We start from the raw sequence: 13385 nt of genomic DNA, 5'->3' as shown, positions 1-13385 counted from the left end.
TTTAAAATCCAACATTTACACCAAGCGTGAATGATTTGGTTCGAGGATAGAAACCACGACCGTCTATACCTGTCGTAAAACCAGTGTCCTGAATTTCAGGGTCTATTCCACTGTAGCCCGTGAATGTTGCTAAATTTCTGCCGGCAGCGTATATTCTTAAATTTCTTATATAGTTCGAACTCAATTTGAATGTATACCCTAAAGTGACATTATCCAATTTTACAAAATCACCTTTTTCTAAGTAGTAATCCGAGTATTGCGGATCATCGTTCAGCTGGTTATGGGTAGTAATGGCACTTTTGAAGATATTATTTGGAAGCCATTTCTTGTTTCCAAAATACATTTCTTTGGTATTCAGAATGTCAAAACCGAATTTACCCCTGAAAAATACCGTAAGATCAAAGTTTTTGTAGCGTAATGTATTATTAAGGGATAGATTGTATTTCGGAACACCATTTCCGATTATGGTAAGATCGTCGTTATTCATTTCACTGGTAGTTGCCACCGATCCATCAGCTTTATAAAATTGCCATTTCCCATCGTCTGTGAAGCCCGCAAATCGTTTTCCATAGAAATTACCAACCTTACCTCCTTCTTCAAGACGAATGGCGTTTCCAAGATTGCCTGGAGAGGGCAGCCCTCCGAACTCAAGGAAATTAGCCTGAAATACATCACTTGATAACTGTTTTAGCCGGTTATTTTGCAAGCTACCAGCCAAATCGATGTTCCATGTGAAGTTGTCTTTTTTAACCGGGGTGCCGCTCAGTATCAATTCAACGCCTTTGTTCGTTATTGAGCCCACATTCATTAAGATCTTGTCGCGAACGAAAGATGGTTGCTGCGCATTATAGTCATATATTAAATCCTTCGTTAAACGGTTATAAACATCTAATGAACCGGAAAGTCTATTGTCTAATAAGGCAAAATCCAAACCGAAGTTCCACTCGGCTTTGCGCTCCCACTTAAGGTTAGGATTGGCGTTTCTTGCTGGGCCAAATGTTTGATAATAAGTTCCATCCATTAAGTATGTGCCTCCAGTACTAAGCGTAAGCAGGGATTGGTAATTACTTATATCTTGATTGCCTGTAACACCATAGCCAACTCGTAACTTTAAATTATTGACAAGTGTTGTATTCTTTAAAAATTCCTCTTCACTGATGGTCCAACCGATAGATGCCGCGGGAAAGTTTCCCCATTTATTGTTCTCACCAAAGCGGCTAGAACCCTCTCTCCGAAGAATAAATTGTGCAGAGTATTTTCCTAAATAAGAATAGTTTATTCGACCAAAAAAAGCTACAAGCGTATTGTCATCTTTAAAACTGCCCATACCCGGGCGAGGCAGTAGCGTGTTATTAATAGCGCTACCACCACCAAGATTCCAATCCAACATGGCGTCATTAGTAAAGCCGTTATTATTCACATTAAATTTTTCTAGCGTATTATATTGATAACTATAGCCTATTGTCGCGTTTAACGAATGGTCATCTGCGATCGTAGTGGTATAGTCGAGCGTCGATTCGAAGGTCTGCGACCAGGTGAGGTAGTTCGCTTTAGCGGCATATCCCATCCCCTGATATTCAGAATTTTGCCGTTGATCCCAATCATTGATCGAGCGATACCTCCGATCGTTATATTCATCCCGAACATAGGAGCCAAAGGCAGAAGCTTTTAGGCCTTCTATAATGTTGTAGGTAAATCGAGCATCACCACTGATAGTAGATTGATTACGTTCAAAAATGCGGTTCTCTAATCTGGAAAGGGGATTATAATTGTTAAAGCCTTGGGTCTCTAAAAAGGAACCATCGGGATTTCTAATCGGAGCCGTCGGATTTCGCTGTATCGCTTGTTCAAAATCAGAACCCGTTGTCTTTCCGTAATCTACCGAGTTGATATCGTCATTTACGCCGCCACCCAATAAGTTCGCCTTACTTAAGTTGGCTGCTAAGTTAAATTGCATCTCCAGTCGATCTTGCAATCCCTTTTGATTCACATTAACCCGTCCGCCAAATTGCCGCCTCCCATTTTCTTTTGCAATCCCTTGTGCGTTGTTAAAATAAAGTGACGCACGGTAATTCGACTTTTCACTTCCTCCTGACGCTGCTAAGTTATGGTAATGGCTAAAGTTGTCTTTGTTTACCAGCTCGTCGTATAAGTCTGTGGATCCGCCTAAATCCAAATCCTGAGCGATTAATCCCTGATTGATCAGATCGCGGAATTCGGATGCTGATAGATACTCCGGCTTTTTATCTACTGACTCATGCTGTATATAAGTAGAGTAGTCATACCTCGGTTCCCCTGCCTTACCCTTTTTGTGGTAATTAAAATTACGCCCGCATTTCCGCGTGTACCATAAATGGCAGCAGCGGATCCATCTTTTAAAACTGAGAAAGATTCGATATCATCTTGTTGCAGTAAATCCAGGTTACCTCCCGGAATACCGTCGATAACGATCAGCGGTGTCGTGCCTCCTTTTAATGAATTAATCCCTCTTAACTGAATTGAAGTAGTCGAATTTGGATTGTTCCCTTGTGTGCGCGTAATATTCAAACCAGCTACTTTTCCCTGGATTAAATCCATGGGTGATCGTGTTCCCCCTGCATTGAAGTCTTCGGCCTTCACATTAGCAACCGCTGAATTGATTTCGCTCCGCTTTTGTGTACCGTATCCCACAACAACGACTTCCTCTAAATTATTGCTCTCCTCCCGTAAGGATACATTGACAATACTTCTATTACCAACAGGTTGCTCTGCGCTTAAATAACCTAAATAGCTAAACACCAGCACATCATTTGTTGAAGCTTCGATCTGAAAGCGGCCCTTTTCATCAGTTGTTACTCCTTTTGATGAGCCTTTTATTAAAACCGAAACTCCCGGTAAAGGAGCTTGATCTGTTGCGCTCGTTACCGTTCCGGCGATTGTCTTCTGCTGTTGTTTGAACGAGCGGGTGGTCGATTTGGAAGCGAATCTACTTGACGCTTCGGCAAAAGATGGGACGCCTGGCATCCCAATGGAAATTAACAAAGCCAAACTTCCCGTTAAGGCCATGCTTTTAATTGGTCTGTTTTTTTGATTGGTCATAAATGTTTAATAATCAAGTTTATAAATTGATCGGTGAGCAAAAAATCAAGTCAATAAATACTCACCTCACTAAATCGCTTTAGTAAAATAATCGAAAAAAAGGCCTTGGTTACCCTAAGAAAATGTAGATACGCTAAACTGTTTTAGTTTTTTTATCATAGTTTAAATGGTTTTTGTTAGTTTATATAGTTTCAAAAGGCTAACTTCTTAAGAAAAAAATTAATATCAAAGAGTTTTTGCTAATTTGTGAAATGTATACACAACTAACAATATTATTTGGCAAGTAGATTGACGGTAATGCACACTCTTTTTGTCATGAATAAAAACGTTGCTCGTGATCATAGAGGAGGGGTAAAAAAAACAGCAATTTTCCAAAAGGAAAATTGCTGTTTTGCATTTATCTAAAGAAGCCTTAAAAACTGCGCTATCTTTTGACTCGGTGCGATGAGTACGACCCCATTACCATCCGGGATTATTTGGCGCTAAATTAGGATTCGCCTGAAGTTCTCGTTGAGGTATTGGTAATAATAAGTACTTTTCTGTCCAAGTGGTACCGCTTTCGTTTCTATAACCTATTAAGTCAACAAAGCTATTAGCCGCTAAATTATAGGCTTTACGCGTCCGTTGGATGTCGAAATAAGCTTTATTTTCATAGCATAGTTCGTGATATCTTTCACGCCAAACAGCTTCCCTAAATTGGCTTTGTGATAAGCCACTTAATGGTGCCAATCCTGCTCTTTGTCTTACTTTATTCAAAGAAGCATAGGCTGCATCGGTAGGTCCGTTAACCTCATTTTCAGCTTCGGCATGAATTAAATATACTTCCGGCATGCGGATTAACGTAAAGTTGATGTCCGGTGTTAAGTCGCCATTAACACCCGAAGAAGCTTCCAACCAATATTTATATAAGGCTGGTGGAAAGGTAATAGTTCCGGTACCATTTTTTGCCCTTGGGGCACTGGTAAAGAAAAATCCGCGTTCGGCGCTACGTTTATCACCCGCTTCATAACTGTTAACAAACTCTCGACGTGGAACCAATGAACCATATTCATCACCGTGTCTAGAGATTGAGGAATTATAAGGAATAATCATTTGGGTGATGTTATTTTCCGCTACACCGCCCAGGTATTGTACCTGTAAAATGAATTCCCCTAAATTTTTATTCGGTCTATCGTGGAGAAACTCCAAATTACTAAACAAGGGATACCAGGCATCACCCTGTGTAGTTACTTCGGCTGCTTTGGCCGCTGCTAACTGATAATATTCAGCACCCTTATTTAAAGGATAGCCTGCCATTGTAAGATAAACATTGGCCAATAGTGATTTAACTGCCCCTTTAGATGCTCTTCCCGTCCGGTCTACATCTGGTATAGAAGAATTTTCAGCGGCTGTTAAATCATTGACAATAAGCTCATATATTTCTTCTTTATTGGCTCTTTGAGGGCGTAATTGACTATCGTCTGTTGGATCAACCGGCTGTGTTACCAATGGGATATCCCCAAACAGTCGGGTAAGAAAGAAATAATAGTATGCACGCAAAAAATGAGCTTGACCCATCAAATTAGATTTTTGAGTGTCATTCATATCAATCTGCGGAATGCGGCTTATTGCTACATTGGCATTTGCTATACCTTCATAAAAGCCTTGCCAATAGCTGTAAAAGCCGGGGTTCTCGGTTCCGGTTGTGTGGTTGATAACACCCAAGTTAAAGTTACTTTGTGAATTTGTCGAAGCATGGCCAACGAGTAATTCGAGGTTTATCCAGGGGCTCTCACCATAACCAATCCCATCACCGCTTGTGTTGGCTCTTAAATTGGTGTAAATACCGTTAACAAAGGTCTGAGCTTGTGTTGCATTCTGAAAATAGCTATCCTGTGTTGGATTACTCTTGTTGTTTTCATCCAGGAAGCTCTCGCTGCACGAACTCGCTGTAAGTAAAGTTGCAGCTGCAAAGATGGATATTATAGATTTTTTCATCGTTCTTTCGTGTATAAGTTAAAAGGTTGCGTTTAATCCGAAGGTAAACGTCATGGGTTTTGGGTAATCATGAAACTCAATGCCTTGTGCAAAAGTGTCATCATAAGTAGTAACTTCCGGATCATAGCCACTGTAATCTGTTATTAAGAAAAAGTTTTGGACAGATGCGTACACTCTCAGTCTGCTTAACTTGATCTTTTCCAATGCACTAGAAGGAAGGTTATAACCTAGCATTAAGTTTTTACCGCGAATAAAAGACCCGTCTTCCACTTTATGTGAATCGAGTAAGGTGTCGTAACGTACACCCGCACCTCTTATTTGGGCAATCGGTGTATTTTGATTCTCCGGAGTCCATGCGTTCAAGACCGTGGCATAGCTATTAGCAATACCCGTGCGATCTTCCGATGAATGTTGACTCATGCGGAAAACATCGTTTCCGTAAGAATATTGTAATTCGAGCGTAAGATCAAAATTCTTGTAGCGCAAGGTATTAAAGAAGCCACCATAGAAATCAGGAATACCTTTTCCAAGAATAGTTCTATCCGCGTCATTTATCTGGCCGTCATTATTCAGGTCGCGATACTTGATGTCGCCCGGCAAACGGTTATATCTGGCTGCTTCCGCTTCTTCGGCAGTGCTCCAAGTACCTTCTCTGATCAATCCATAGAAACTACCTACGGGGTTGCCGACACGTAAAATATTACTGTTACTTCCAATGAAGAATGGGTTCATAAATACGTCTTCATTATTTGTACCCAAAGCCGTTACCTCATTCTTTAGATAAGAGAAGTTTAACGCGGTAGTCCAAGAGAAGTCGCCTTTGTCAATATTTACCGTATTGATTCCAAATTCAAATCCACTGTTCTTCATGTCTCCAATATTTGTCATCATGCTTGTGTATCCACTAGAAGCCGGAACAGGTGCGGCAAGAAGTAGGTCAGAAGTTTTCTTAAGATAAGCATCGAAGACAATGTTGATGCGATCATTCAATAAACCCAAATCAAAACCGGCATTATATTGCGCTGTTTTTTCCCATTTTAAGTTCGGGTTTGGTAATGTGCTAATAACGGTTCCGGCTGATAAACGTCCATCAAACACATAATTACCTGATTGTAAGTTGGCTCTAGACAGATAACTATCAATTTCGGAGTTACCGGTTAAACCGTAGCTTAAACGTAACTTCAGATTGCTAACTGTTTCGCTCCCTTTTAAAAAGTCCTCTTCCGAAATACGCCAAGCGGCTGCCGCGGATGGGAAAAAAGCAAACTTATTGTTTTCCCCGAAGCGAGATGATCCATCAAAACGACCGGTAAGAGTTAATAAGTACTTATCTTTATAGCCGTAGTTAGCACGGGCAAAATAAGAATTCATTTGATAGTTTTGCACATCGGAAGTAGGCGGCATTGGTGTAGCTCCCATACCAAGGTTATTCCACTGATAAAAGTCGTCAGCGATATCATTAGCCGATGCCTCCCACTCTAATACTTCAAACTTTTGCGCTTCTGTACCTAGCGTTGCACTAATTGTATGATCGCCGAATGTTCTGTTGTAATTGATGTGGTTAGACCATTGCCAAAAGAATGAACTTTCAGCGCCAATTCTTGCAAAAGTTCTTCCTAAACCACCATCGAAGTTCGATAAACTACTTACAAAATAAGGTTGATGTTGGTCGCGTACGTTTGCACCAATAGTTGAAGTAAAGTCTAAGCCTTCCATTAAGGTAACCTTAGCATAGGCATTACCTGTGAATACATTGCGTTTATAAAGACGCGTTATTTCATCAGCTTGTGCCCGAGGGTTGTCACCGGTTTCTAAACCATCATAGTCTTCACGACGACCGTATGTGCCATCAGGATACTTGTAAGGAATGAACGGAACCATTTCAATCATCATGCGGGGTGGGATATTTCCCCCGACACCATCATCCTGTCTGCGTTCTGTGTTGTTAGAGTAACTGATCGTTCCACCAACTTTAAGCCAATCGCGCACTTGATGATCAATAACGGCGCGTGCGCTATATCGTTTTTGAAAACTATTTACAATAATCCCTTGGTCGTCAAAATATCCTAAATAAAGACCATAAGTTGATTTATCGCTTCCTCCTGTAAAAGATAAATTGTGAGATTGACCAATAGCTGTACGGGTTAATAGATCTTGCCAATCTACGTCGTAAAGAGGCTGTCCATCAGCGGTGAACAGTTCTCGGTTGCCGAAAGTGTTGCCAACGGCATAGCGCTTGTGCTTCTCAACAGGGTTTTCATATCGACCCGCTGCAAAGCCTTCCGGGTCATATTTTTGTGCATTTTGATAACCCAAAGCTTCTATCTCCATCCATTCCGCGGAGTTGAGTACATCTTGCTTACGTGTCATTTTGTTCACGGTCATAAAGGCATCATAGTTGATCTGGCTTTGTCCTTTTTTACCGCGTTTGGTAGTGATCATAATAACACCGTTTGCCCCGCGTGTTCCGTAGATCGCCGTTGAAGATGCATCTTTTAGAACATCAACTGATTCGATATCACTTGGGTTGATGGTGGATATATCTTCTGTAAAGATAATTCCATCAACAACGTAAAGTGGCTCATTTGTTGCGTTAATTGAACTAAATCCACGGATACGAACTTGTGTTCTACCACCTGGTCTTCCCGAGTTTGTTGATGCATTAACACCCGCTATCCGACCACTAAGTGCTTGGTTTACGTTTTGTGCCGGGCGCTGCGTTAGTTCTTCAGACTTAACGCCCGCAACGGAACCGGTAATATCTACTTTTCTTTGTGTTCCATATCCGACGACAACCACCTCATCTAAACTTTGGCTATCCTCTTGTAGTGCTACATTTAAATTGGTAGAGCTTCCGACAGTTCTTTCCGTCGTTAAAAAACCTATATAGCTGAATACTAGTATATCAGAAGAAGAAGCTTCAATGGTGAATTGTCCTTTTTCATTGGTAGTAACACCTTTTGAGGATCCTTTTACCAACACAGAAACACCAGGTAAGGGCGTTTGGTCGGTCGCACTGGTAACTGTACCGGCAATTTGTTGTTGCTTCTTATTCGCAAGATAAGTAGCATTGGAAGTTAACCTGTTGGAAGCCGCAGCCTGCGAAGGGCAGAAGGGGATCCCAACAGAAATCAACAAAGCCAAACTTCCTGTTAAGGCTATGTTTTTAATTGGTTTGTTTTTTTGATTGGTCATAAATGCTTAATAATCAGAATGTAAAATGCTTGATTTTGTACGGAATTGTAAATAGATTGTTACTAAATCGCTTTAGGAACGATCTAAAAAAATAAGAAGCGTGGTATTAACCAGCTAAATTGTTTTAGTTTTAAAGGCACAAATTTCGTTCATCATGGTCACCGTGGTTTGTTAGCTTGTTTTATTAATAGTCGGCTAACTTCTTAATAAAAATGTTAATATCAAAGAACTTTTTAAAATTTGTACTGGAATAGGGATGGTTTGAGAATCTTTTTAACAATTATGTGAAAACGATTGCCTTTTTCTTTCTTTAAATATTATCTTTACCACAACCTTATCAGCTAAACAATGCTATTACCAATTGCATAATCAATGAAAAGAAATAGAATCTCCATTAAAGATATTTCGAAGGCCTTAGGGCTTTCCAATACGACCATCTCTTTCATCTTGAATGGGAAGGCCGAGGAAATGCGAATAAGCGCGCAAGTTGCTGAACGTGTTTTAGCTTATGTAAAAGAGGTAGGCTATACACCTAATTACTTAGCAAGAGGCTTGGTGACAGGTAAAACTAATACAATAGGATTTATAGTAGAGAATATTGGCAATCCTTTTTTCTCGCAAATCGCCTCGCTAATAGAAGAACAGGCTTATAATAACGGCTACAAGATAATTTACAGTAGTACAAATGGACAGACAGAAAAGGCGGTTGAACTTATACGGATGTTCAGAGACCGGGGGGTGGATGGCTACATAATTTGCCCTACAGAAGGCCTGGAAGACGAAATCAAACAATTGAGGGAAGAAAATAGGCCAGTTGTACTTTTCGACAGATACTTGCCGAAAATTGATTCCCATTATATAGGAATTAATAATGAAAATGCAATGTATGAAGCCTGCCGGCATTTGGCGAACAAAGGAAAGAAGCATATAGCTTTAATCACGACTGATTCGCAACAAACTCAGATGCTTAGTAGGTTGGAAGGTTACAAAAAATTAATAAAAGAGCGAAATTTGAATGAATATATTTTATACATTCCTTATAGGGAAAGAAAAGAACGATTGTTGTCCGATTTTGAAGAATTTCTAAAGAAAAATCCAATGATCGATAGCGTCTGCTTTGCTACCAATTATTTAGCGGTAGGGGGCTTGGAAGTAATGAGACATCGTAAAATAAAGATTCCGACAAAAATTTCGGTACTAGCATTTGACGATAATGAGGCACTTCGCCTATTTCAACCAGCCATAACTGCGGTTGAACAACCTCTTGAGGATATGGCAAAATTAATTATTGATCGATTGCTTGTTGATTTAAAGCTTGGTAAAGTTACGGATAAAACCTTTCATAAAGAACTATCTGCTCAATTGATTTTAAGAGATTCAACCGAGAAAGCTTAAGTTATGAGCTCCATTTGATAACCGAACATAACAAAGGAGCCGGTTTACTTTTCCCATCTAGGAATGTCTATATCGAAACCGAATAAATCGAGTGCCCGTGCCACGGTGTGGGTAATCATTTCATCGATTGTTTGAGGTTGCATATAGAAGGCTGGCACAGGGGGCATCACAACACCTCCCATTTCAGTTACCTGTAGCATTGTTTTTATGTGCCCAGCATGTAATGGTGTTTCCCTAAAAAGTAGAACCAATCTTCGCCTTTCTTTTAATGTTACATCCGCTGCACGTGATAAAAGCGAGCTGGTTACGCCTGTAGCTATTTCCGACAAGGTTTTTACTGAACAGGGTGCAATTAACATGCCCATCGTTTTAAAAGATCCACTGGAAATAGCAGCCCCAACATCCGACAGGGCATAAACCCTATGGGCCAGCGAAACCACATGTTCATGTTTATAACCCGTTTCATAGGTTCGTACCATTTCGGCGGCCTTGCTTATAATGAGATGTGTTTCAATATCCAGTTCTTGCAGCAGTTCAAGTGCCTTTATTCCATATTGGATCCCCGTGGCTCCACTAATACCTACTATTATTCTTCTTTTAGTCATTTCTTTCAAAGGCTTTACCAACCGATACCGTAATCCTCTCCATGGTTACTGCTCCCTCCCCAAAAGGTGCCATGTTCCTGATCGACAAAGATAGCATTTATCGGTCCACTCGTACGTTCGCCGAAAGTCATGTTGTAGCCCATCTGTTTTAAGGTATGTCTTATTCCCTCTTTAGTGTTGCTATTTAACAAGATGCTTCCCGATTTTGGTATCCTATCTTTCATTTGAGTACCACCCAACGACAGCCAAAGTTGATTGCTGTTAATGTTGGCTGCTTCCGTTGCTTGCTGTACAGTCATGCCGAACTCAACAATATTAAGAAAGAATTGAAGGAGGTTCTGATCCTGTGTATCTCCTCCCTGTACAGCGAAAGCCAGAAACGGCTTGCCATTTTTTAATGCTAAGGAAGGTGTTAATGTCACTCGGGGCCGTTTGCCTGGTTGTATCACGTTGTAAGGATTAACGATTGAATCCAAAACAAAACTTTGTAAGCGTTGGCTCATACCGATTCCGGTATTTCCGGCAATGCAGGCGGGCACCCAACCACCGCTCGGTGTAATTGCAACAAGCCATCCTTCTTTATCCGCTGCAACAACACTAGTAGTCCCTCTCCAAAGTCGATCACGATATAGACTGTCTTCCGCTGTCTCACTGTTTAGTAGGGCTTGATTTGAAGCGTCGTGTTTAGGTACAAAATCCTTAATCTTTTCGTTACTGTTGCTGTCTAGCAACAAAGATCTTTTCTTTAAAAGACCTTTAAACGGATTGCTTTCATTTTGGAACGGAAAGGGATCTCCAGGTAATGCAATCATGAGGTTCCTGTCTTTTGGTATCATTGCTGCCCGTTTTTTGGCGTAATTTTTATCAAGCAACCCACTAATAGGAGGACGTGGCCTGAAGTAAGGATCTCCATAGTAAAAGTCTCTATCTGCGAATGCCAAATTCATTGTTTGATATAGGGTATGAATATATTGAGCAGAATTATATCCCAAATTTTTGAGATCAAAATTTTCGAGAATATTCAAACTCTGTAACAAGGCAGGGCCTTGCGTCCACTCTTGAAGTTTATATACCTCAACCCCACGATAATTTACATGAAGAGGTTCTTCTTCGATGGGTGCCCAGTTTGCCAAGTCGGCCTTTGTAATTAGACCTCCTTGCTCAGCTGAACCGCGTACGAATTCATCGGCAATATCACCTTTGTAAAAGCGATTATAAGCAGCCATAATTGCCTCTTCTCTGTTTTTGCCTTCTTTCAAGGCTTGTTGCTCGGCCTCTACCAGTTTGTTGAGTGTAGCTAACAGCTGTGGTTGACGAAAAATTTCTCCAGCTGCAGGAGCCTCCCGCTTACTACCAAGATGCGGTAGAAAAACGGCTTTACTATAAGGCCATTCTTTTATTTTTTCTTTATTACGTTCAATACTGTTCGCGGTTTGAGCATCAATTGGATACCCAGCGGCCATTTCGATTGAAGGATTCAAAACTTCTTGCAGACTTAGAGAACCATATTTGGCCAACATATAGCAAAGTCCACCTGGCGTACCTGGCGTTATTGCTGCCAAAGGACCGTATTCGGGTGGAAAGTCGTAGCCCTTCGATTTAAAAAAGTCAACAGTCGCGCCGGTAGGGGCAACACCCAAAGCATTGATGGCGATCACTTTCTTCGTTGTCGGGTTATAGATAAGTGCTTGAGTTTCCCCACCCCAACTTAAAACGTCCCACATTGTGCATGTTGCAGCAAGCATGGCACAGGCTGCGTCAACGGCGTTTCCTCCTTTCTGGAAGATCATGGCTCCGGCAGTAGCAGCGAGCGGCTTACCGGTTATCGCCATCCAATTTTTACCGTATAGAGGTGGTTTCTGTGTTTGTTGACTGTAAGAGGCTTTAGTAATTAACAAAAAAATGCAAAGGTATAGGGTAAATGATTTCATAAAAAGTGTCTGTTTTGACGGTGAATCAAATATAGGAAAATTGACCATATAGTGCTAACGAGGCTTATGGCATAACTACTGTATTAAACAATAATCATTTTAATGTGTAGAAAAAGAAAGGAGAAGCAATCAAAATGCACGCTTCCGTGTTTATAGAAAAAACATAATATGACCCGTATACCGCTTTATTTACCCAATAAACAAAATGGAAAAAATGTCTTATTGCTTGCTGCTGATATTGGAGGGACAAAAACAAGCCTAGGTACGTTTAAGGTAGAAGATGCACAAATTAAGTTACTACGGGAGCAAACCTTTCCGTCCCGAGATTATTTATCTTTCGATCAGATTTTAGATGAATATTTAAGAAATGATGTTAATTCACCACCTGAAGTGTTATCTATTGGTGTAGCAGGACCCGTGGTAAATAATGCCGTAAAATTGACTAATTTATCATGGAATATTGATGCCAAGATGCTGCAACAAAATAGCGGGTGGAGTAAAGTATGTATATTGAATGACCTGGAAGCAATGGCTTATGGTTTAGCGGGAATTGCAAAAGATGATTTGGCAACGTTATATTCGGGAGAACCTGAGGCCGGGAATATTGCTATCCTAGCACCGGGTACCGGATTGGGAGAAGCAGGGCTTTTTTGGGATGGAAAATTCTATCGGCCTTTTGCTACGGAAGGAGGTCATAGCGAATTCTCGCCGCGTACTGAAACGGATATAGAACTTTTTCATTATTTACGAAACGAAAGTCCGTTGATCAGTTGGGAGCATTTGATTTCGGGGGCCGGGATATACCGAATTTATTCCTTTCTACGGGATGTAAAAGGCTATAAAGAACCTGCTTGGTTGAGCGAAAAATTAACTACGGAAGACCCCGCTGCGGTGGTAAGCCACACAGCAATGCGTGAATTAAACGATGGATGCGTTAAAGCCATGCAGTTATTTGTAAGTTATATGGCTCGAGAAGCCACTAGTTTGGTTCTTAAATTGAAAGCTACAGGTGGTTTATACCTGGGAGGGGGGATTCCTCCAAAAATTTATCCACTCTTACGCGATGAGCTGTTCCGGCAGCAGTTTATCCAAAGTGATCGCATGGAGCTTTTATTGCAGCGTATTCCTATACACCTAATTCTAAAGAACCGAACTGCATTGACGGGAGCAGCACATTATGGAGCCTTTGGTAAAGAGCTATAGT

The 13385-nt window shown here is 40.8% G+C and carries 8 protein-coding genes; 2 read left to right on the top strand and 6 right to left on the bottom strand.

The features are described 5' to 3' along the window. Position 1: 1 nt before the first annotated feature. The 4 genes from QT327_RS05525 to QT327_RS05510 form a co-directional block, all read right to left on the bottom strand. Entirely contained in the window at positions 2-2266 is a 2265-nt protein-coding gene (locus QT327_RS05525) for a SusC/RagA family TonB-linked outer membrane protein (RefSeq protein WP_289554409.1), read from the bottom strand. Beyond that, positions 2248-3078, bottom strand: coding sequence for a carboxypeptidase-like regulatory domain-containing protein (locus QT327_RS05520; RefSeq protein WP_289552311.1), 831 nt, complete (start codon positions 3076-3078; stop codon positions 2248-2250). Before QT327_RS05520 ends, QT327_RS05525 begins: the two co-directional genes overlap by 19 nt. Before the next feature lie 459 nt (positions 3079-3537). After that, positions 3538-5055, bottom strand: a complete 1518-nt coding sequence (locus tag QT327_RS05515) for a RagB/SusD family nutrient uptake outer membrane protein (protein ID WP_289552310.1) — start codon at positions 5053-5055, stop codon at positions 3538-3540. An 18-nt stretch (positions 5056-5073) separates the two neighbouring features. Further along, positions 5074-8250, bottom strand: coding sequence for a SusC/RagA family TonB-linked outer membrane protein (locus QT327_RS05510; RefSeq protein WP_013668307.1), 3177 nt, complete (start codon positions 8248-8250; stop codon positions 5074-5076). 372 nt (positions 8251-8622) lie between these two features. Between QT327_RS05510 and QT327_RS05505 the strand changes: the two genes are divergently transcribed. Beyond that, positions 8623-9645 (top strand): LacI family DNA-binding transcriptional regulator, encoded by a 1023-nt coding sequence (locus QT327_RS05505; RefSeq protein WP_013668306.1) that lies wholly within the window; start codon positions 8623-8625, stop codon positions 9643-9645. Positions 9646-9689: 44 nt separating this feature from the next. Here QT327_RS05505 and QT327_RS05500 read toward each other — a convergent pair whose 3' ends face one another. Next, the gene (locus tag QT327_RS05500; protein WP_130856508.1) at positions 9690-10250 is read right to left on the bottom strand and encodes a UbiX family flavin prenyltransferase; all 561 of its coding nucleotides are present in this window, start codon (positions 10248-10250) and stop codon (positions 9690-9692) included. A gap of 14 nt (positions 10251-10264) precedes the next feature. After that, positions 10265-12181: a gamma-glutamyltransferase family protein gene (locus QT327_RS05495; protein ID WP_289552308.1), complete on the bottom strand. Its 1917-nt coding sequence runs from the start codon at positions 12179-12181 to the stop codon at positions 10265-10267. Between the two features lie 168 nt (positions 12182-12349). On the opposite strand from QT327_RS05495, the gene glk reads away from it, so the two are divergent. Next, positions 12350-13384, top strand: coding sequence for a glucokinase (glk, locus tag QT327_RS05490; RefSeq protein WP_289552307.1), 1035 nt, complete (start codon positions 12350-12352; stop codon positions 13382-13384). The last annotated feature ends 1 nt before the right edge of the window (position 13385 follow it).

Origin of the sequence: Olivibacter sp. 47 (genome assembly GCF_030372825.1) — a bacterium.
In the GTDB taxonomy this organism is placed as follows: domain Bacteria; phylum Bacteroidota; class Bacteroidia; order Sphingobacteriales; family Sphingobacteriaceae; genus Olivibacter; species Olivibacter oleidegradans.
The sequence above is the reverse complement of the archived record's forward strand: the minus strand, read 5'-3'. Positions and strand labels throughout refer to the sequence as shown.